General features: G+C 71.8%; 16 protein-coding genes and 3 pseudogenes. 7 read left to right on the top strand and 12 right to left on the bottom strand.

The window, feature by feature from the left end; translation table 11 throughout:
- Nucleotides 1-88: 88 nt before the first annotated feature.
- A complete protein-coding gene (locus ACFRMQ_RS19830; RefSeq protein ID WP_380731784.1) occupies nt 89-592 on the bottom strand; it encodes a MarR family winged helix-turn-helix transcriptional regulator in 504 nt (167 codons plus the stop codon).
- A gap of 85 nt (nt 593-677) precedes the next feature.
- Between ACFRMQ_RS19830 and ACFRMQ_RS19825 the strand changes: the two genes are divergently transcribed.
- Both ACFRMQ_RS19825 and ACFRMQ_RS19820 read left to right on the top strand, forming a co-directional pair.
- Nucleotides 678-1,184, top strand: coding sequence for a cupin domain-containing protein (locus ACFRMQ_RS19825; RefSeq protein ID WP_063352400.1), 507 nt, complete (start codon nt 678-680; stop codon nt 1,182-1,184).
- A gap of 47 nt (nt 1,185-1,231) precedes the next feature.
- Nucleotides 1,232-1,651 (top strand): RidA family protein, encoded by a 420-nt coding sequence (locus ACFRMQ_RS19820; protein ID WP_380731783.1) that lies wholly within the window; start codon nt 1,232-1,234, stop codon nt 1,649-1,651.
- A 77-nt stretch (nt 1,652-1,728) separates the two neighbouring features.
- Here ACFRMQ_RS19820 and ACFRMQ_RS19815 read toward each other — a convergent pair whose 3' ends face one another.
- Together ACFRMQ_RS19815 and ACFRMQ_RS19810 are read right to left on the bottom strand one after the other, a co-directional pair.
- On the bottom strand, nt 1,729-2,067 hold the full coding sequence (locus tag ACFRMQ_RS19815; protein ID WP_380731782.1) for a barstar family protein: 339 nt from the start codon (nt 2,065-2,067) through the stop codon (nt 1,729-1,731).
- Between the two features lie 245 nt (nt 2,068-2,312).
- Nucleotides 2,313-2,882: an ATP-binding cassette domain-containing protein gene (locus ACFRMQ_RS19810; RefSeq protein WP_380731781.1), complete on the bottom strand. Its 570-nt coding sequence runs from the start codon at nt 2,880-2,882 to the stop codon at nt 2,313-2,315.
- A gap of 118 nt (nt 2,883-3,000) precedes the next feature.
- Between ACFRMQ_RS19810 and ACFRMQ_RS19805 the strand changes: the two genes are divergently transcribed.
- Nucleotides 3,001-3,564, top strand: a complete 564-nt coding sequence (locus ACFRMQ_RS19805) for a YdeI family protein (RefSeq protein ID WP_380731780.1) — start codon at nt 3,001-3,003, stop codon at nt 3,562-3,564.
- Between the two features lie 348 nt (nt 3,565-3,912).
- On the opposite strand, the gene ACFRMQ_RS19800 is transcribed toward ACFRMQ_RS19805, so the two are convergent.
- Complete coding sequence (locus tag ACFRMQ_RS19800) at nt 3,913-4,893, bottom strand: helix-turn-helix transcriptional regulator (protein ID WP_380731785.1); 981 nt, start codon at nt 4,891-4,893, stop codon at nt 3,913-3,915.
- A 116-nt stretch (nt 4,894-5,009) separates the two neighbouring features.
- Between ACFRMQ_RS19800 and ACFRMQ_RS19795 the strand changes: the two genes are divergently transcribed.
- Nucleotides 5,010-5,951: an alpha/beta fold hydrolase gene (locus ACFRMQ_RS19795; RefSeq protein WP_380731779.1), complete on the top strand. Its 942-nt coding sequence runs from the start codon at nt 5,010-5,012 to the stop codon at nt 5,949-5,951.
- Nucleotides 5,952-6,745: 794 nt separating this feature from the next.
- On the opposite strand, the pseudogene ACFRMQ_RS19790 reads toward ACFRMQ_RS19795, so the two are convergent.
- A pseudogene (locus tag ACFRMQ_RS19790) lies at nt 6,746-6,865 on the bottom strand (IS5/IS1182 family transposase); the annotation flags it as partial.
- Nucleotides 6,866-6,918: 53 nt separating this feature from the next.
- On the opposite strand from ACFRMQ_RS19790, the pseudogene ACFRMQ_RS19785 reads away from it, so the two are divergent.
- Nucleotides 6,919-7,243: pseudogene (locus ACFRMQ_RS19785) on the top strand (transposase); the annotation flags it as partial.
- Between the two features lie 321 nt (nt 7,244-7,564).
- Here the strand turns inward: ACFRMQ_RS19785 and ACFRMQ_RS19780 are convergent.
- Nucleotides 7,565-8,047: a nuclear transport factor 2 family protein gene (locus ACFRMQ_RS19780; RefSeq protein ID WP_380731778.1), complete on the bottom strand. Its 483-nt coding sequence runs from the start codon at nt 8,045-8,047 to the stop codon at nt 7,565-7,567.
- Between the two features lie 223 nt (nt 8,048-8,270).
- Nucleotides 8,271-9,731, bottom strand: a pseudogene (locus ACFRMQ_RS19775) (NF041680 family putative transposase).
- A gap of 189 nt (nt 9,732-9,920) precedes the next feature.
- On the opposite strand from ACFRMQ_RS19775, the gene ACFRMQ_RS19770 reads away from it, so the two are divergent.
- Both ACFRMQ_RS19770 and ACFRMQ_RS19765 read left to right on the top strand, forming a co-directional pair.
- Complete coding sequence (locus ACFRMQ_RS19770) at nt 9,921-10,640, top strand: DinB family protein (RefSeq protein ID WP_380731777.1); 720 nt, start codon at nt 9,921-9,923, stop codon at nt 10,638-10,640.
- A 1,063-nt stretch (nt 10,641-11,703) separates the two neighbouring features.
- The gene (locus ACFRMQ_RS19765) at nt 11,704-12,567 is read left to right on the top strand and encodes a choice-of-anchor K domain-containing protein (RefSeq protein WP_380731776.1); all 864 of its coding nucleotides are present in this window, start codon (nt 11,704-11,706) and stop codon (nt 12,565-12,567) included.
- A gap of 78 nt (nt 12,568-12,645) precedes the next feature.
- Here the strand turns inward: ACFRMQ_RS19765 and ACFRMQ_RS19760 are convergent, their stop codons facing one another.
- The 5 genes from ACFRMQ_RS19760 to ACFRMQ_RS19740 form a co-directional block, all read right to left on the bottom strand.
- Nucleotides 12,646-13,455 (bottom strand): hypothetical protein, encoded by an 810-nt coding sequence (locus ACFRMQ_RS19760; protein ID WP_380731775.1) that lies wholly within the window; start codon nt 13,453-13,455, stop codon nt 12,646-12,648.
- A 137-nt stretch (nt 13,456-13,592) separates the two neighbouring features.
- Nucleotides 13,593-16,517 (bottom strand): polysaccharide lyase family 8 super-sandwich domain-containing protein, encoded by a 2,925-nt coding sequence (locus ACFRMQ_RS19755; RefSeq protein ID WP_380731774.1) that lies wholly within the window; start codon nt 16,515-16,517, stop codon nt 13,593-13,595.
- Between the two features lie 199 nt (nt 16,518-16,716).
- Nucleotides 16,717-17,769 (bottom strand): LacI family DNA-binding transcriptional regulator, encoded by a 1,053-nt coding sequence (locus ACFRMQ_RS19750; protein WP_380731773.1) that lies wholly within the window; start codon nt 17,767-17,769, stop codon nt 16,717-16,719.
- Nucleotides 17,770-18,321: 552 nt separating this feature from the next.
- Complete coding sequence (locus tag ACFRMQ_RS19745) at nt 18,322-19,251, bottom strand: AraC family transcriptional regulator (protein WP_380731772.1); 930 nt, start codon at nt 19,249-19,251, stop codon at nt 18,322-18,324.
- Between the two features lie 36 nt (nt 19,252-19,287).
- On the bottom strand, nt 19,288-20,214 hold the full coding sequence (locus tag ACFRMQ_RS19740; protein WP_380731771.1) for an NADP-dependent oxidoreductase: 927 nt from the start codon (nt 20,212-20,214) through the stop codon (nt 19,288-19,290).
- Between the last annotated feature and the right edge of the window lie 275 nt (nt 20,215-20,489).

The raw sequence follows: 20,489 nt of genomic DNA, 5'->3' as shown, positions 1-20,489 counted from the left end.
CCGTACGCGTTCCCGTGTACGGCGGCCGACGACGTTCCGGATCGGTCGCGGGTGGCTGGACCTCGGGCGGGGGCGTCGAGCGGGGCCGTCAGGGCGCCGGGCTCTGCGTGCCCTCGACGTCGGCGAGCAGTTTGCGCAGGAGCCCGTCCAGGGTGGCCCGTTCCTCGCCCGAGAGGGCGGAGAGCAGCGCGGTCTCGTTGGCCGCGTGGTCGGTGAAGGCGGCGTCCACGAGGGCGCGTCCGGCCGTGGTGAGGGCGATGCGGATGCTGCGCCGGTCCGCCGGGTCGGTGCGGCGTTCCACCAGGCCCGCCGATTCCAGCCGGTCGATCCGGCTGGTCATGCCGGCCCGCGACATCAGCAGCAGCGCGGCGAGTTCGGAGGGCATCAGTTCGTGCGGCGTGCCGGAGCGGCGCAGGGTGGCGAGAACGTCGAACTCGCCGCGCTGGAGGCCGTGTTGCTTGAACACCTCTTCGATGACCCGGCCCGCGAGCAGCGCGAAGCGGCCGAGGCGGCCGACGGTGCCGACCGCCGCCAGGTCGAGGTCCGGGCGCTCCCGGCTCCACTGGTCGAGCATGACGTCCACGTGATCCATGGGGGCATGTTATTCGATGGAGGATAGTTAGACGTAGTACTATCAGCCAGGGAACTATCGAAGCGCTCACTGTGGGGAGAGGCCAATGACGTTGATCGGACCGGAAGCCGTGGTGGTGCGGGGTGACGAAGCCGAGACCGTCGGAATGCTCGGCGGCAAGGGGCGACTGCTGGCGGACTCCAGCGCCACCGGCGGCGCCCTGAGCACCCTGCGCGTCACGCTGGGGCGCGGCAAGGACGGCGCCACTCCGCACTACCACGGGGGCTCCTCGGAGCTGTTCTTCGTCGTCGACGGCTCCGCCCAGGTGCTGGTCGGGAACGAGGTGGTCACCGCCCGCAGCGGCGACCTCGTGGTGGTGCCGCCCCATCTGCCGCACGCCTTCGCGGCGGCGCCGGACTCCGGGGCGGACCTGCTGATCGTGATCACCCCCGGGGTGGAGCGCTTCGACTACTTCCGTCTGCTGGAGCGGATCCGCGCGGGCGAGGCGACGGTCGAGGAACTGCTCGCCAAGCAGGACCTCTTCGACAACCACTTCCTGGAGTCGCCGAGTTGGCGCGACGCCCGGGAGGAAGCCGCCCGGTCCGAGCCGTAGACCGCCCGGCACCGAGCCCGGCCCGACACCAGAAGAGGAAGAACCCCATGACCGACACCCGCACCATCACCAACCCGCCCGGCCTGCACGACCCGACGCCGTTCGGCTACAGCCACGCCGCCTCCGCGCCCGGCGAACCGGTGTTCATCGGCGGCCAGTACGCCTCCGACGCCGGCGGTCAGGTCGTGCCCGGCGACTTCGCCGCCCAAGTGGAGCTCGCCCTCGCCAACCTGCGCACCGCACTCGCCGGGGTCGGCCTCGGCTTCGAGCACGTGGTCCGGCTCGGCTCGTACATCGTCGACCACGACCCGGAGAAACTGGCCGTCCTCGGCAAGGCCCTGGCCGGGGCCTGGGGCGACCGGCTGCCCGCGCAGACGCTCAGCGGGGTCGCCTCCCTCGCCCTGCCGGGGATGCTCTTCGAGATCGACGCGGTCGCCGTCCGGCCGACGGCGGGAGCCGCGGGCTGACCCACCCACGCCCAGGGGTCCCACCGGTCGGTGGGCCCCCTGGCCGTACCGCCGCCGTTCGAACCGGCGCGGACCGCTCACATGGCCCGGGTCGCCGCGCACAGCCGTCGTTCCACGGTGCCGGGGTCGTCGCCGGGGAACAGCACCCGCAGGAACGGGCCCTCGTCGGTGGCGGCCGTGTCGAGGACCCGGAGCGGGGTCGTCAGCTCGCGGACCGGCTCGTCGACGAGGACGGCCTCGGCCCCGCTCACCAGGATCGGCAGCCCGACCGGGTCCGGCTGCCGGGGCGGGTAGCGGGTGTCGGTGAGGCATTCCCCGACGGCGTCCCGGTTGTGACCGAAGCAGGCCGGGAACGACAGGGTTTTGGCCCGCTCGTGGAACAACTCGTCTCTGGTCCGGCAGAGTTCGCCACGCACCCGGTGGGGGTGGACGCCATCGTCCACAGGTGCGCGCCGACTGCTGCACGACGACTCCCTGGCCGCCGCGGACCAGGTCGACGAGGATCCCCGATGCTTCCGCGACCTTGGGAGGTGGCGGCACAACGGCCCCGAACGCCCGTGCGCCTTTCGGTGAGCGTGAGTCGTGCCTCCCGCAGGTGTGCCGAGGGGAGCGTGAGCCTGGTCTCGGCCCCGCGTGGGGCTCGGGGCGAAGCAGAGCCGGATCAGGTCGTACGACGTCGGATCCAGAAGAAGCAGAAGCCCGAGAGCGCCGCGGCCAGAACGGTGTAGAGCGTTGTCTCGATCAGTTGGAAGGGCCAGTAGCGGGTGTTCGGCTGGTAGGTGGCGGTCACGTGGAGGTCCTGTCCGGCCAGGCAGGCGACCGTCCCGTCGAACCGGCCCGGCATCAGGCAGGCGTCGACCTTCTCCGCGCTGGGCGGCTGCCCGGCTGGGTCGAGTGCGTGGCCAGTGGAGACGACCCAGGCGTCCGGGAGCGAGATTCCGCCGACCACCAGCGACGAGCCGTTGTGGGTGATGCCGTCGGCGTGGCTCGGCGTCCGGGCGCCGAAGCACAGATGGTCGGCGACCGACAACCCGGCGTACACCGGGGTGTCCTGGGCGACGAATCCGACCCTGGCCAGCTGCCCGGGGCCGTCCCCGGGCTGGTGGCCGAGAACACGGATGGTTCCGATGGTGGGCTTCGATTGGCCGCAGGCGAGGTTCAGCAGTGTGGACTTGCCGGCCCCGTTGGGCGATCCGTCCCCGCTCGGTTCCTGTGGCTGCCCGCCCGTCATGGTGATGACCCTCGGCGCAGATTCCGGGTGGCGCGGTGAAACTCTCGGATTGTCGTACCCGACAGGTTCAATGGAACCGACGAGACGACCGACGAGACGACCGACGGGAGCACCGCGCATGGAGTCGACCTTCTTCTCAAGTCCTGAGGAGTTCCGGGACTGGCTGGAGGAGCACCACGCGACTGCCTCCGAATGCCGGGTGGGCATGTGGAAGAAGGGAACGGGCAAGCCCACCCTGAGCTGGTCGGAGGCGGTCGACCAGGCCCTGTGCTACGGCTGGATCGACGGCCGGCAGAGCCCGATCGACGACTTCTCCTGGACGATCCGGTTCACCCCGCGCAGACCGCGCAGCAACTGGAGCCAGGTCAACCTCCGCAAGATCGAGGAGCTGACCGCGCAGGGGCTCATGCGGCCGGCCGGCATCGCGGTGTTCGAAGCCCGTGACCGGGACCGCGAGGAGAAGCCGGTCCGGGAGTTCGAGGCGGCGCAGCTGGCTCGCTTCCAAGCGGAACCGCGGGCGTGGGAGTGGTTCAGCGGGCAGGCGCCGTCCTACCGCAAGTCGGCCGTCCACTATGTGATCAGTGCCAAGCGGGACGAGACCCGGGAGCGGCGGTTGGACCAGCTGATCGCCGACAGCCTGGAGGGGGTGCGGCTCAAGCCGTTCCGGCGACCTGGAACCTGAGGGCCCGCCGCAACAGGCCGAGCGCGATCGTGTAGCCCTCCAGCTCGACCGTCCAACGCGGGACCTGCCGCTCCGGGAACCCCTCGGGCCGGCCTCAGCCGCCCATGGCCCACGGCCCGTGATCGACAGCACCGCCCACGAGGCGTCGGCCGCCGCCGCAACCTGCACCGCCCGACGCGACCTCGATCCCGGAAGCGCGCCGAGTGCGTGGCGATGCCGGACCGGCACGAGACGGTCCACCCGCGGCGAGCCGGGCCGGCAGACCCGCCGACTCGTGACCAGGCAACTGCTGGAACACAAGCCCACCCTATTGAGCGGAACTGTTCTCGAAGCCCTGCCTCGTCCGCTTCAAGACGGGTGAAGGTCTCCGCTGGTGCGCGGCCGGCCGTATCGTTCGACGAGGGCGTTGCCGATCGAGGCCAGGTGGTCTCGGACCCCCGGAGGGCCGGTCACCTCGACCCATTCGACGAGCCCGGAGAGCTCGCCGGCGAGGATGTACTCATTGGGGCCGCGGATCACGACCTCGATGCGGCCATCGGTCGTGGAACCTCCCACGTCGAGCCGGTCGCCGAGCGCCATCCGGAGTATGCCTATCCCGTCGGGTGCGCATACCGTCTGGGCCTCCAGCGGCGTTCGTTTGCGATCGACCTCTTCGGCGATCTCATTCCAGCTCTCGGCAAGGTCGAAGTCCCCGGGTCGGTGCACGGGGTCGCCGGTCGGGTCGGCGGACGACACGCGGTCGATCCGGAAGACCCGTCGGCCGGTCTCGGTGTTGGAGACGAGGTACCACACAGGACCTTTGGCGACGATGCCCAGCGGGTGGACGGTTCTCCGGGTTTCGACGCCTTTGCTGTCGACGTAGCCGAGCGACACCTGGACGCCGCTGATCACCGCGTCCTGGAGTTCGTCGAGGAAGCGAGGCGGCCGGTGCTCGATCCGGCTCGCCCCCCATCGCTGCGGGTCCACGACCAGCGACGCCGCCGCTGCCTCGGCCTGCACCTGGAAGGGTTTCGGTAGAGCATGGACGAGCTTGCGCAGAGCTGCCTTCATCGCCGGCGTCGCATCCGAGGCCGGACCGACGGCCAGGAACAGGGCGCGGGCCTCACTGGCGGTCAACCCGGACAGGTCGGTACGAGCGCCGCCCACGAGGCGCCAGCCGCCACCTCGGCCCTGTACGGAGTACACGGGCACCCCGGCCATGGCCAGGGCGTCGAGGTCACGGCGGGCGGTGCGCTCGGAGACGTCCAGCTCTCGGGAGACCTCCGCGGCTGTCACCTGCTCGCGCCGTTGGAGCAAGAGGAGTATGGCCACCAGCCGGTCGGATCGCATGCTGACAAAACTCTCATGAAAACCGGTCATGGGGTGACCGGTTTGGTGAGCAGGATGGCGACATGACCTCATCGAGGAGGTCGACCGCCAGCGAATGCCCCCAGAGAGGAAATGCAGTGTTCGATCAAGCAGGATTTCCCGAGCCCGCCCTCATCCAGGTCAACGGTGTGGAGCTCGAAGTCTTCGAGGCGGGCCGGGAAAACATGGGCAAGCCCATCGTGCTCTGCCACGGCTGGCCGGAGCACGCATTCTCCTGGCGTCACCTGATGCCCGTCCTCGCAGCGGCCGGCTACCACGTCATCGCACCGAACCAGCGGGGTTATGGCAACTCATCCCGCCCGACCGAGGTGACGGACTACGACATCGAACACCTGACGGGTGACCTCGTCGCGCTCCTGGACCACTACGGCTACGAGGACGCCACCTTCGTCGGCCATGACTGGGGTGCGTTCGTCGTCTGGGGGCTGGCCCTGTTGCACCCCGACCGGGTGAACAAGCTGATCAACCTGAGCCTGCCTTACCAGGAGCGCGGAGAAACGCCGTGGATCGAGGTCATGGAAACCTTCCTCGGCGGCGACTTCTATTTCGTCCACTTCAACCGGCGGCCGGGCGTAGCGGACGCCGCGTTCGATGCCAACACCTCCCAGTTCCTCCGCAACCTCTACCGGAAGAACGTGCCCCCCGCACCCCCTGAGCCGGGCATGGCGTTCATCAACCTCGCCAAGGCGGAAACAGCACTCGGTGAGCCCGTCATGAGCGACAGTGATCTGGCCGTCTACGTCTCCGCGTTCGAGACGTCGGGATTCACCGGCGGCATCAACTGGTACAGGAACCTCGACCGCAACTGGCACCAGCTGGCGGACGCTGACCCGATCATCAAGCAGCCCGCCCTCATGATCTACGGCGACCAGGACTTCGCGATCCCGAGGTTCGAAGGACTGGCGGAGTTCGTGCCCAACGTGGAAGTGGTCGGCCTGGACTGCGGTCACTGGATCCAGGAGGAAATGCCGGAAGAAACCAACCAGGTGATTTCGGAGTGGCTGGAACGGCAGGGCTAGAGCCTGTCTGACAAATGATCACCGAGCGGGCGCATCCTCGGTCCAATTGCCTTGCCGTCCTGACGTCGGCCAGTGATTCTGGGCAGGTGCCAGGACAGGGGAAGAGAAGGCGGCGGCAGGAGGACGCGCGGCAGCGACTTGCTGCTCGCACCGCGCCGGACGCGGGGCAGTGGGAAGTGGTCGTTGAGACACGGGACCAGGCGGAGATGCGTACGCGGTCGCGTCGTCTTCAGGAGGCGGGAGTCGACGGGTCGACGATCCGGATCGACACGCTGTGTGGGCGCCTGGGGCTGCCGACCACCTACCGGCTGAGCCGTTTCGTGACGGACCCCGCGCGGGAGTCCGAGCACGAGCTCCGGGCCACGGCCCGGACAGACAGGTGAAGCCGGCCCGGGAGCCGGTGAGTCTTCCGAATCGGAGCCCGCGACGAACGCGCCCTCCGAGGCTCCCCTACCGAGGGCCGTGCGATCGGGCTCGATCGTCGCGGTCTGGCGTCCCCCGCTTTCCACGGAGACACTCGCTCCCCACTGCCAGCGCGTCCCCGCCACGCTCACCGAACAAGCGTCCGGCGGGGAGCCGGTGATGTCCTGCCAGGAGATCACTGCCGTACTTGGGCTGGAGCCGGTTCCGGCAAGTGTGGAAGGAGTCCGGTCGAGGACGAAGCGGCCGGCCGCCCGGGGCCTGGCCGAGGAGCCCGCCCCGGGACGGTTCACTCTCGCCGCCGGGCCGGCCGGCGGCTCATGAGCATCGTCATCGACCACAGCACCATCCGCTCATGCACGGCACGGCAGCGTCTCGAAGTCGTACACCGGGCGCCGAGAGCCCATCAGCCGGCTCGGCGCGCGTTCCACCACCCAGCGTCTGGGCAGCACCACGAACCCCGAGGTGTCGTCGCTGCGCTTGACGATCTCCAGAGCGAGCCCCAGTTGCTGCTGTGCCCAGCCGGCCAGGCGACCCGCGCCTACGACTGTTCGAGCTCACCGACGCGGCTGTGCACCGACGGCCCGGTGAAGACCCTGGTCGGCCTGGCGCTGCCCGGTACCGCCGGTGGCCGCCTGGTGCTGACAGTGGATGTCTCGCCGTGGCTTCGGCCCGACGCCGACACGAGCGGTGCCCGCTCGTTCTGCCACACCCACGGCCGAGGCGACGCCAGGCGCCGGATGATCCCGGGCCGGCCCCACTCGTGGGTCGTCGCCCTGGAATCGAGCCGGACCTCGTGGGTCGCCCCGCCGGACGCGGTGCGGCCGCTTCCCGGCGACGACCCGGCCGCCGTCGCCGCCGCACAGCTGCGGAACCCCAAGCCGCTGTGGCTGTGGCGGCGATCGCGCTGATGTCCAGGCGCATCACCCAGCGGCAGCCCATGCGGTCCGGGCGGTCGGCTTCCCGCGATGCCCAGCGGGACCGACCTCCACCACCAACAGGTCCCGAACCCGGGCGAAGACCGGCCTGACTCGCCCCCCCCACGGAGACTGACCATTCGTCAGATTGTTCTCATGGATGACGCGCAGTTCGGTTCCGTCCCGATGCCGCTTCGACCGGCGCTCGACTTCGGCTGCCCCTGGCCGCTCACCGCGGGCCGGGCGATCTTTCGGTCGCCGGGCCGCAGGAGTGCGTCATGAGTCGTGTGACGCATCCGGGGCGGGGAGTCGCTCGGTGTCGGCGCCGAAGGGGAGGAAGACGGTGCGGCCGGCGAGGAGCCAGGCGCCGTCGATCTTGCGGAAGGTGTCCTCGTAGTGGCCGACGTTGGCCGGGAGCCTGGGCTCGATCATTCCGCCCGCGTAGCCGTCGACCCGGTACGTGGTCAGGTACGAGACGGCCCGCGCTGTCGTCTCGGACTCCACCGTGACCAGGATGTTCGTCATCAGACGACGTGACAGCCGGTCCGCCGGACGGGAGGCGAAGTAGCGGCGCAGGGCCTCGCGTCCCTCGATGCGCCGGCCCCCGTGAGGCCAGTGCCAGAAGCCGTCCGAGGTGAACAGCTCGGCCACCGAGCTCGGGTCGCCGAGGTCGAGGCGGTGGATGAAGTCCACGATGACGCGCTCGCAGGCGCGTTCCGCGAGCATCCGCTCGACCTGGGGAATGATCTTCTCGTCCATGCCCCCTTCTATCAGCACTGACGGGCTTCAGGACAAAGAGTTTTCCGCAGCAACCCTGGCAGAGCGCGCTCTTCGCTCCCCGCCCTCTCCGGTCGATCAGCCGCATCACCCTCAGTGGATCACGGCCCAGGCCTCAGCCCTGTTCCCGACCGTGGCCGATGCCTCTCGGAGGCTTGAGAACAGGTACTGACCTCGAGCCTCAACCAACGGGGTGGGGGCGTGCTCACCGGGGCGCTGATCGCTGTGGTCCGGTTCGGTCGCGTTCGATCAGCGTGGCGGGGCGCTTGACGGTTTTGCCCACGTCGCAGGGGGTGGCCTTCGTCCGGTTCGGGATGCCGGGTGGCCGGCCGGGGCCGGGCGTGCTGGGTTTGGGTGCACGGGCCGGACTGGGCAGGTGGGGTCGGATGTTCCGGAACCCCCGGCGGACGCGGGTCGGCGTCAGCGTGACGCCGGGGCGGCTGGTCTTCTCCCAGGGGCGGCGCTGGTCGGCGGCGAGCGGGGCGGCGAGGCGGAGCCGGGTGTGGGCGACGATCACGGGCCAGGTCCAGCGGTCCGCGGCCTCCGGGGAGCGGAGCCTGGGGCGGGCCCAGCCGAGGGTCTGCTTGAACAGGCGGAAGGTGTGCTCCAGGTCGAATCCGCGCAGGTAGCTCGACCAGATGAAGTCGACGTCATCGGCGGTGGCGCCCCGTCTTGGAGGACCACAGCCAGACCGGTGGCGCGTCGCGGTCGCCGGGCAAGTGGTCGACTTTCAGCCGGATCAGGGTGCCCTCGACCAGCGGGAGTTCGCCGTCGTCGCCGATCCAGGCGGAGCGGTGGGTGAGATGGGGGTGGACCTGGTCCCACGCCGTCATCTCGGCCTTGCCGTAGCGCGGGGTGTCGTTCCTGGTGGTCAGCGTGGGTTCGGGCCAGGCGGCGGGGTCGGCGAGCGGGAAGCGGGGCCCGTGCTTCGGGGCCGGCGGCCCTTCGGGTCGTAGACGTAGGCGGGCTTCGCCAGTCGCGGGACGCGGTCCGAGCGCAGGCGGCCGACGACCTCGACGGGCAGGTCCCGCAGCACGTACGCGAGGCGCATCGGGTCGGAGCCCGCGTCCATCACGATCATGATGTCCGGGTCGCCGTCGCGCCACTGACCCGCGGCGACCAGTCACCCGACCACCTGCCGCAGCTGGGCGGCGGTCACCAGCGCAGCGTCGTCGGTCGGGCCGAGGCGGACCAACTCCAGGACCTGCGTCCACGAGGTTCGGTCCGGGGTGAGCGCGGCGACGAACGAGTAGGGCCAGCCCGGCACCACGTGGTTGGACGCCTGGCCAGCGCGGCCGTGGACCAGGCAGAACAGCCGCTCGGGCGAGCAGGCGGCGTCGGAGCGCAGCCACGGCGAGACGTCCACGGTGAGCACGATCCGGCCCGCGAAGCGGGGCAGTGGCAGCTCGGCCGGCAGGTCCCGCAGCAGCTCGGTGTCCAGACGGCCGTGGTTGAGCGCGCCGTACAGGGAGCCATAGCCGCGGCGGTGCTCGGCGGTCAGTGACAGCTCCACCGGCGCACGGGTGGGCGCATCCGAGCACAGCAGCGCGTCGGTCAGCTCAAAGAACGCGTCCGCCCGCGCGGACAGGCTGGCGCAGTAGCCCTCCCGGAAGAGTGACGGTTCCACGAACATGTCTCGTCGGGTGGCAAGTTGGAGCACACTCATCGGCACGGCCCCGTCGTCGATTCCTCGATCTCCGCGCGGAGTCAGGATCACGACCGGGCTGTCCCCATGTCCGCCGATCACCCGAACGAGTGAGCCATCGACGAGCACAATCAGGGCCCGATGCTAAGGAACAAGCTAGATCAAACCGGGGAGGCCGGCTTGTCGGTGCTCGGACCTAGTATGCGGAGCATGACGCGATATATCGACGAGGATCTGCACAGTGCGGAGTTCCGCGAGTGCGATCTGACCGGGGCACGCCTGATCGGCGTCGTCATGCGGGATGCCGTGATCGACGGGCACGTCACCAACCTCGTAGTGAACGGTGTCGAGGTCACCGAGTACGTCGAGGCAGAGCTCGACCGGCGTCATCCGGTGCGGGTGCTGATCCGCTCCGAGGACCCCGACGATCTGCGCGAGGCATCGCGTCAGCTCCATGCCGGCTGGGCCGCCACGATCGAGCGAATCCGCCGTACGCCCGGCATCGAGCGCCGCAGCGTGAACGACGAGTGGTCGGCGGTGCAGACGATGCGCCACCTGGTCTTCGTCCACGACTCGTGGTTCCGCCGCTGCTGCCTGGGCTCGACGGAGCTGTTCACGCCGATGGGCATTGGGCCGACCGTCGAGCCCTACCGTGGAGCGCACGGGCTTGACCTCTCGCTCGATCCGGCCCTCGACGAGATCGTGAGCGTGCGTGACGCGCAGGCCGCCGAGCTTGAGGCCTGGCTCGATGAGGTCACCGCCGTGCAGCTCGCAGCGCGAGCGCCGGTGCCCGACGACGATGTCTGGCCGCCGTACGCCCGGGGCCGCTTGGTGCGGCAGTGCCTCGGCACGGTGCTCAAGGAGACCTTCGAGCACCACACCTTCTGCGTTCGCGACCTCGACCTGATCGAGGCACAGGACGCCGAGTAGGGCCGACTACAGACAACGTGCACCCAAACCGACCCGCGCGGGCCCAGACCGGCCGCCCGGCGTCCCGAACCGGACCAAGCCCCCCGCTGCGACGTGGGCAAGACCGTCAAACGCCCCGCCACGCTGATCGAACGCGACCGAACCGGACCGGTCCGCTCACACCCGCCCCGCTAGCGAAACCGAGCCGCGCCATATGGAACAAGCTGACCCACGTCCCCGTACGCGCGCGATCCCGTGCGCGGCGACCGTGTGCGCGAGCGCCTCCGTCACCCCGCCCATCTGGCTCGTCGCGACGACGTGGGCGCCGGGAACGTACAGCCGCGCCTCCAGCGGCACAGCCCCGGCAGGATCATCGGGCGCAACCGCCGATACGGGTTCGGGCGTGGCCTGCACGACCCCATCGTCGTCCCGGGACCGGTGCCCACCAGCCCGTGGGGCTGAGACGGCCTGACAGGAACCAGGCCAGGAATCGAACGGGATTGGACTCAGAGGTCTGTGGAGGGACCGGGTCACGGTGCTGAGGAGGAACGGCGGGTCAGCCTCTGCCACGGGCTGGAGGCCGAAGCCTGTCGCCGACAAAGCCGAGCTTCCGGTGTGCCGGGACCTGCCGCAGTGACCAGCGACCCTCTTGCCGGCCTGGACGATGTGCCCTGACCTGCGCGTACGCATCGGGAATGCCCAGGCCGGTCGACAAGCCACATCGAGGTCGGGTGCCGTGAGGTCGAACCGACTGACGGGCGGCCGGGGTCCGGGCACGGTCACACCGCGGTCATCCCCCACCGCACGCCCCTGCGAGGACGCCGAGGGGCGGAGCGCGGGCGGCGCCGGAGGCGAAGGTGTGGCGGGTGGCCGTGAGGGGTCGTCCTCCGGATCGGCGATGCGGGCGCGGCCGAGTGGGGCAACACGCCCGATCACGCACCGCAACACCTTGGCAACCGATTGCGCACATAGGGTGGTCGGGGAACCGGTTCCCCGACCCGAGGGTGCCGGCTGCGGGTGGCGGCCATCGCGGGCACGCGGTGGACCTTGATGCGGCGTCACTGGACCGAGGAGTTGCCGGAGCATGTCGAAGATCACGACGTCAGGGACCTGGACGGCCGTCACCCCGGCTCCGCCGGGCGTCTCGGGACTGAACACCGGCCACGTCTCCTGGGGCACCCCGGCCGGGGCCGGGAAGAGCGGCTACTTGTTCTCCGGCGGCACGGTCGAGGCGAAGGCCGACGGCTCGGAGGTGACGCTGGGCACCTTCACCCACCAGAACTTCCCGATCCTCGGCGGTGGCGTCGACCGGTTCGATGTCGATCTCGTGGTGCGCATCCGGTTCGCGGAGGACGACGAGGACCGCGACTTCAGCTTCAGGTTCCACCACTTCGAGACGCCCAACACCGGCCCCAACCCTGACGACGAAGTCGACCTGCCCACGCGGGTCTCCCCGGAGAGCGTCACGATCGACGGCGAGGAGTACGCCGCCGTGATCACCGGCTTCAAGCGCAACGGCGAGATCGTCAACAAGTTCCTCAGCCCCGAGAACGGCTCCAACAGCGCCGACATCGTCGCCTCGCTCTCACGCGTCGGCGTCCCGGACGTGGTGATCGCCGACGTCCACTACAAGGGTGGGGTCAAGTACACCCAGGCAGACGAGTACGTCGAGATCGTCAACCGAGGCACGGCGCACGCCGACATCTCCGGCTGGGTCCTCTACGCCGACGACCCCGGCCAGAACTTCACCTTCCCGCCCGGCACCACGCTCAAGGCCGGCCAGCGGATCCGCATCCACACCAACGAAGTCCACGCCGAGTGGGGCGGCTTCTCCTACAACAGCGGACGCGCGATCTGGAACGACAAGGGGGACACCGCGCACCTCTCCGACCGCCAGGGCGCGCTCGTCTCCGACTACAGCTACGGCACCGAGGCCGAGACGTACTGAACGGCTGCCCGTGCCCGAGCAGGGCCAGGACGACGTCCGCCCGCCTGTCTGCCGGGGGCCGGTCAGGACAGTTCGTCCTCAGGTCGCCCAGGGCAGCCGTACCGCCTCGACCCCGGTGTCGTTCAGCAGCGCCTCGATAAGGTCCGGAGGCCCGACGACCTTGGTGGCCCACAGGTCGTAGCTGGTGAACAGGACCCATGAGCGGTCCTCGGCCCAGAGGTTGGCGGGGCTGAAGTCGGCCAGGTCCGCCTCGGGCACGTCGTAGAGCATCTCGGCGTCGCCGAGGCGCCCCGCCCGCACATGGAGGTTGTCGAAATCGACGGCCCCGAGCGTCAGCGGGTTGTAGTAGGCCAGGCAACGGGTGTCCGGGCCCGCGGGGCTGTACGCGGTGAGGATGCCGGTCAGCCGGATCCAGGTCTCACGGTCCAGGCTCCCCTCGGTGGGTGGGGCGATGCCCAGCGGCCAGCTGCCGTCCTTCGTGACCGAGGGGAAACAGCGGTAGGAGGGCAGCAGGCCGTCGGGGACGACCGGGTCGCCGGTCCGCCGGGCGAGTTCCTCCCAGCGCAGCCGCCGCCAGCCGGGGCCGGGGTGCCCGGCGCGGCCCAGGCCGCCCCCCATGGTGACGACCACGGCGTCGAGGTCGATGCCCGGGAGGACTTCGCCCGGGGTGCTCCCGGCCGCCGTACGCGCCTGGTGGTACTCGTGGTGCGATACGTCGCCCGGCCCGTCCTCGTGCTCGTACATGGCGTTGAGCACCCAGACCGCATCGGGCATCGCCGGCGGCATGAACCCGGTCAGGCCGTCGCCACACAGCCTGGACAGCCAGTCCGTCGCACCGGCCGGTGCGAGTGGCCACAGGTTTGACAGCGGATTCGATTCCTCGGACATGGACTCATGATCTCAGCCGCGACCACGGGCCACGCGAGGGGGCCCGGCATCATGCGGCCGCCCCGGGGAGCATCTGTACGCCCTCAGCCGGTCCTCGGGGCGGGCCGTTCACGGTGCCGTGGTGCGGCGGTTGCCGGTCAGGAGCTGATCACCTCCAGGACGGGGTGGAAGGTGGTGTGGCTGCGGGCGTCGAGGTTGACGGCGAGGCCGACGGTGGCGAGGGGCTGGAAGAGGGCCAGGGTGAGGGAGGGGTTGCCCGGGGTGACGGCGGGGGTGACGTCGAGGGGGATCCAGTCGGGAGTGGTGGAGATCCGGCCGGTGCCGAGGGGTTGGGCCAGGGCGGGGGCGTTGGCCCAGGTGACGGCGGCCTCGGTCCAGGGGGTGGGGGCGGTGGTGAAGGCCTGGAGGGTGGCGAGGGTACCGCCGGAGTCGGCGACCGCGCCGTGGACCCAGAGGACGGCGCGGCGGACGGTGCCGGGGACGGCGGTGGTGTCGAAGGTGAAGAGGGCGCGACGGCTGAAGCCGCTGTCGGTGGTGTTGGTGTTCTTGACCGTCAAGGTGGTGGCGGTGCCGTAGTTGGCGGTGGCGTAGGAGCCGTCGCGGACGAAGCTGTCCTGGGTGGGGTCGAGCAGGGTCGCGGTGGCGGTCGCCGGGGAACCGGAGGCGGTGGTGAGGGTGATGGTGCGGCCGGCGCCCTGGGTGCCGCCGAGTTCCACCAGGAGGGTGACCGTGCCCTCGGTGGAGAGCACGCTGACGCCCTCGGCGACCCCGGTGGGGCGGCCCGTGCCGGCGAGGGTGAGCGTGACGGTGGCGGCCCGGCGGGACGGGTCGGCGACGGTGACGGTGCGGGTGCCGCCGGTGTCGCGGACCAGCACCGAGCAGGGGGCGGAGGCGGTGAGCGGCCCGGCCGTGCCGGCGGCGAAGAAGTTGGCGGCGGTGACACCCGAGGCGGAGTCGGATATCGCCTGAACCGTACGGGAGTTGGCGAGGGTGGTGACCGTGGGGGCGGCCGCCCGCGCTGCGGTGGCCTCGGCGGTCGCGCCGGGCAGCAGCTGGTACTCGTACCCGGCGTCGGTGGGGTTGGTGCCGTGGTCGAACCAGAGGGTGAGGTAGCGGCGGGTGAGCTGCTCGGTGGAGCCGTTGGTGTTGATGTCGTGCCAACTGCCGGTGCGGGCCTCGCGCTTCGCCTGGAGGGTGGTGCCGGCGGGCAGGACGTAGCCGCCGAAGCCCGCGACGGCGACGGCGCGGGCGCCGTCGAAGCGCTGGGACCAGCCGAGGGTCGTGGGCTGGGCGGCGCCGTCCACGGTGAGGGCGTGGGTGCCGGCGGGGCCGAGGTTGCGGTTGTCGACGACGCTCTCCACCGGGGTGCCGTCGGCGCAGCTGATGCCCGCGCCGAGGCAGACCACCGAATCGTCCAGCAGGAACCAGGACTTGCGTCCGGTCAGGGTGGAGGAGAGGCCGCGCAGGTCCTGGCCGACGGCGGCGTAGGTGCCGTCGGTGGCGCCGCCGGCCCAGGTGGAGTCCGGGCGGGGTGCGCCCCAGGTGCCGCCGGCGGCGTCGGCGAGCGGCTTGGCGGAGACGGTGGTGCCGGGCAGGCGGTACGGGTCCACGGTGGGCCAGAAGGCGTCCGAGTACTGGCCGTTGCCCGAGGTGGCACCCCACCAGGAGAGCATGCCGTTGTTGCTGTGCCAGCCGCGCAGGTGCTCGCCGTTGCCGGTCTCGTAGAAGGTGGTGCGGGCGGAGCAGAGGCTGAGCGAGGCGGCCCAGCCGGAGCGGCGGACCACGGCGCGGTCCATCGCGAACACCCGGGCGCCGAGCGGCTCGGGGGAGGCCGCGGTGGCGGAGTTCAGGAGGGCCTGGGCGCGGGCGAGCTCGGGGACGTCGAGGTAGGCGTTGGAGAGGTAGGGGAGGTAGTAGTCACGGGTGAGCCAGCCCTTCACGGCGGAGCGCCAGGCGGCGGACTGGGCGGCCGGGGCGGCGCCGGAGTCGGCGAGGCGGAGGATGTGGCCGATCAGGGTGTGGCCCCGGGTGTGGTCGTCCTGCTGGACCTGGAGCTGGTCGCCGCTCTGACGGCCCCGGCTGACGGCCCGACCGCTGACGGAGTCCATCACCAGGCCGTTGTAGAGGAAGGGCGCGTAGGCGTCGGTGACGGCGTCGAAGACGTTCTGCCGGGACGGGTCGGAGATCTGCCAGGCGGAGCCGGCCAGCAGGGCGAAGAGCCTGCTCAGGCCACCGAGCAGCACCTCGCCGTAGGAGCCGGTGTACGGCACCCAGGTGTGCTGGACGAAGGAGCCGTCGGCGTACAGGCCGTCGCCGGTCAGGACGTACGGGAAGACCGGGGAGAGCGCGGTGGTGGCGGTGGTGAGCTTGGCGGAGGCGCGGCCCAGCACGCCGCGCAGGGCCAGGACGCGGCAGAGGTCCACCCGGTTGCCGCCCGTGCTGGTGCCGGTGTAGCTCGCCACCTGGGAGTCGGGGACCTGGCGGTCCACGGCGGCGAGCAGGGCGGAGAGCCGGGTGGGCGTCAGGAGGTCGTGGACCAGGACGCAGGTGTCGAGGAGGGCCTGCGGGGTGCCGATCTGCCAGTCCCACCAGTTGCCGTAGGCGGTGGCCGTGGGGGTGTAGGCGCCGGTGGTGGTGTTGAGGTGGTTCAGGCCGGTGGTGATCGCGGCGGCCAGGGCCTGGTCACCGGTCAGACCGGTGCCGGGCTGCGCCCAGGCCATGGCCATGGTGCGCAGGCGGGTGTGGGAGGCGGTGACGTTCGCCGAGTTGGTGCCCAGGGGGAGGTCGGGCCACAGGGACGTGGAGGTCGGGGCCATGGCCTGGAGCTGGGTGCGGGCCCGGTCGCCGAGGGCGGCGAGGGTGGTGGCGTAGGGAGCCGTGGCCGGGTCGAAGCCGGTGCCGGTGAGCAGGTCGCGCCAGCGGAGGCGGAGGGTGTCGTAGGTGTCGGCCGCGGCCGTGGCGGGGGTGGGGAGGGCGCCGAGGGTGAGGGCGGTGGTACCGATGGCGGCGAGTTGCAGCAGGCGGCGGCGAGAGAGCAGGGCGGAGTTCGGCGCGGTGGGCATGAGGGGGCCCTCCTGGGAGGTGGGGGACGGGTGGGACGACGGTAAGCGCTTTCCCGAAAGGCCGTCAATGGTCGGGAGGAGACTGGGAGGGAACGTGGCAGGAGACTGGTAAGCGCTTTCCCGATGAAGGAGGCCCTGCTTGCTCCGCGCCCGAGTGCCGGGCACGGGCCGGCGCCCCTCGGCGGCGGAGTCGCGTCCCTCAGCGGCGCAGTGCCCCGGGTGCCCCCGTGCGAGGCGCCCCCGTGGTGGCGCGGAGGACCACCCGGACCGGCGCGTCGAAGCTGCCGACCCTGTCCGCCGGGGGAAGGAGTGCGAGCCGGACGGCCTCGGCGCCCATCAAGGTGAGCGGTATCCGGACGGTGCTCAGCGGAGGGCTGAGGTCCTCCGCCAGCGGTATGTCGTCGAACCCGGCCACCGAGATGTCCTCCGGCACCCGGATGCGGCGCTCCCGGAGGGCGGCCAGCGCCCCCACCGCGCAGACGTCCGCGAGCGCCAGCACCGCCGTCGGGACCCTGCCCCGCTCGTCACCCCGCAGGAGCGAGGCCATCGCACGTCGGCCACCCTCGCGGGTGAACTCGGACCGCACCACCGCGGACCCTGGCAGGGCCACCCCGGCCTCGGAAAGCGCTTCCCGGACCCCGGCCAGCCGCTCCCCCGGCACCCGCAGCCGGCTCGGCCCGGTGATCACCGCGAAGTCCCGGTGCCCGAGCGCCAGCAGAGACCTGGTCAGCTCCGCCGCGCCGGTCCGGTTGGCCGGGCGGACGGTGTGGTACTCCGGCCCGTGGTCCGTGACGGCGGCCACCGAGCCGCCGTCGGCCCGGTAGTCCGCGAGCGCCGCGTTCAGCCGGGCGGCCGCCGACGGATCGGTGTAGCCGGACCCGGCCAGGATGATGGCCTGCACCCGCTGGGCGTGCAGCATCCGCACCCCGCGCAGTTCGGCGGCCGGGTCGCCGTCGGTGTTGACCACCAGTGGCATCAGGCCCGCCGCCACCACGGAGTCGCAGGCGCCCCGGGCGAGCGCGGCGAAGTACGGGTCCGAGACGTCGTGCAGCAGGATGCCCACGGTGGCGGTGGCCGAGCGCGCCAACGCCTGGGCGGGCGCGTTCGGCAGGTATCCGAGCGTGGCCGCGGTGCCCCGCACCCGTTCGGCGAGCTCGGAACCGACCTTGCGGGTCGACCCGTTGAGCACCCGGGAGGCGGTGGCCAGGGAGACCCCGGCCTCCCGTGCCACATCGTCCAGCGTCACGCCCATGGCGGCATCCCCCGTTCGGCAGGTTCCGGGCCGACAGGGTATCCGAGCCGGTGCTCCGCCGTGTCAGTGCTTCGTGGGGCGGGCGGCGGCCGGGAGGCCGACACGGAGCACGGGCAGCCCCCGACCAGTCGTCCGCCCGCCGCGCTCCACCTCCCCACTCCACCTCCCCACCCCCGAGCCGTTGACCGGCGGTGGCAGAGAAGTCCTGCCGGAGTACCGGCCGTTCCGGCCGTCGGGGTGGCGGAGCAGCTCGGAGGCCGTGAGGAGGAGCAGGTTGCGCTGGTGAATCGGCGACGGCCCCGCCGTGATGGTGATCTCCTCGCCGGAGGCCCCGGCCTTCCGGCCCGGGGGCAGGGGCAGGCTCCGCGCACGGGCCGGGAGCCGGGCGCACCGCTCGGGGAGCCAGGACCCGGTCGTGCCGCCATCGTCTCGTCCGGGGCGGACCCGCCCGGGCGGTGGACGACGGCACGGACGGGATCGCTCCGGCCGTGGGCGGCGCGGTCGCACGGGGGCGGGGGTCACGCTCTACAGTCGTGCGGGGAGGGGCGGGGGTCACGCTGCGCGGGATCCGCGGCGGTAGCCGCCGGGGGCCAGGCCGAACTCGCGCTTGAAGGCCTTGGCGAACGCGTACTCCGAGCCGTAGCCGGTCCTCGCGGCGACGGCGGTCAGCGGCGCCTCCGACTCGCGCAGCAGCCGCGCCGCGGTGGTCATCCGCCAGCGGGTCAGGTAGGCCATCGGCGGCTCCCCCACCAGGGCGGTGAAGCGGCGGGCGAAGGCCGCCCGGGACAGCCCGGCCCGCGCGGCGAGGGACTCCACCGTCCACGCCGCCGACGGTGCCTCGTGGATCGCGGTCAACGCCGGGGCCACCGCCGGGTCGTCGAGCGCCGCCGCCCAGCCGGCCTTGGCGTCGGACGACTGTTCCTCGAACCACGCCCGCAGTATGTACAGCAGCAGCGAGTCGATCAGCGCCGGGACGATGCCGGCCGAGCCGAGCCGGGGGTCCTCCAGCTCGGCGCCGAGCAACTGGACGGCCGCGCTCAGATCGGGGTGTCGGCCGTCCCGGGTCCGTAGGTGCACCACCTCCGGCAGCTGCCGCACCAGGGGGTGCGGGCGCGCCTGGTCGAGGTGGTAGTTGCCGCACAGCAGGCTGGTACGCGGCCCGTCGCCGCCGATGCTGAGGGTGCCGATCGGCAGGCCCGGCTGGAACTGCGAGGCCCGTTCGGGGACGACCTGGGTGTCCGGCCGGTCGGCGAGGTCGTGGCCGCGGCCGTCCCGCACGAACACCACGTCCCCCGGGCCGAGCGCGACCGACGGCGCCCCCCGATCCTGCGGGACCAGCCAGCACGTCCCGTGCAGCACCACGTGGAACCCGGCGCCGGCGACCGGAGGCAGCCGCAGCCCCCACGGGGCCCGGCCCTCGGTCCGGACGGAGACGGGCTGCCCCGTCCGCATCGAGCCCAGTGCCTCGGTCAGGATGTCCATGGATCCCTCCGGTCGGTGCGCCGCCCTCGTGACCGCTCAGGCGACGGTCAGGACGATCTTGCCCTGGGTGTGGCCCCCGGCCATCAGCTCGTGGGCCGCGGCGGCCTCCTCCAGCGGGAAGGTCCGTGCGATGTGCGGACGGATCCGGCCCTCGTCGACGAGCCGGGCGATCGCCTCCAGCGAAGCGTAGTCCGGCTCCACCGAGACACCCGCGAAACGCCGCCCCGCGGCCTCGATCTCGGCGGCCAGCGCGGTGTTCCAGTGCTCCATGATCGAGACCAGTACGCCGCCCTCGCGCAGCACCTCCAGCGAGGCGGTGCCCTGCGAGGAGGAGTCGAACACCACGTCCACCTCGCCGACGTCATTCAGGAAGCCCTCGGTTCGGTAGTCGATCACCTCGTCGGCGCCCAGCGAACGCACGAAGCCGTGCTTCGACTCGCTCGCCAGGGCGATCACGTGCGCGCCGCGAGCCTTGGCGATCTGGACGGCGAGGTGGCCGACGCCGCCCGCCGCCCGGTGGACCAGCACCCGCTGCCCCTCGGCCAGCCGCGCCGCGTCCACCAGGCCCTGCCAGGCGGTCAGCGCGGCCAGCGGCAGGGCGGCGGCCTCCACGTGGTCCACAGAGGCGGGCTTGCGGGCCACCTGGCGGCCCGGCACCGCGACGTACTCGGCGTAGCCGGTCGCGGCCCGGGGGAAGAACGGCATCCCGAACACCTCGTCGCCGGCCTTGAAGCGGGCACCCGGGCCGGCCTCCTCGACCACGCCGGAGATGTCCCAGCCGACCCCGAACGGCGGCTCCCCGAGCAGCGGGAACACGCCCGAGCGGACCCCCGCGTCCACCGGGTTGACGCCGCTGGCACGGACCCGGACGAGGACCTCGCCGCCACGCGGGACCGGCCGCTCGGCCTCCACGACCTCCAGGACCTCAGGGCCGCCGAGGGACTTCTGGATGACTGCGCGCACGGGACTGCTCCTTGCCTGAGGGGGAACTCGATGGGATCAACGGTAGGGAGACCGCACGCGCGGCTGAATATCCTGTTGTCTCGCGGAGATGTCCCAGCGTCTCGCCGCCCGGTCGTCCCGGTGGGGACTCCGGTCCGGGCGGCGCTGCGGCGGCGGAGCGGGGTGGACCCTCCCACGGCGGGGGCTCCGCCGTGGCCCGTGCGAGACCAGGACCGCGTCCTCGCCGTCGGGCGCTCCGCCCGCCTCTGCCGGCCGGGCGTCGAACGGCTCCGTCA

The sequence above is a fragment of the Kitasatospora sp. NPDC056783 genome, from assembly GCF_042789895.1.
In the GTDB taxonomy this organism is placed as follows: domain Bacteria; phylum Actinomycetota; class Actinomycetes; order Streptomycetales; family Streptomycetaceae; genus Kitasatospora.
Note: the sequence above shows the minus strand (reverse complement) of the source record. Positions and strands in the feature narration are given on the sequence as shown.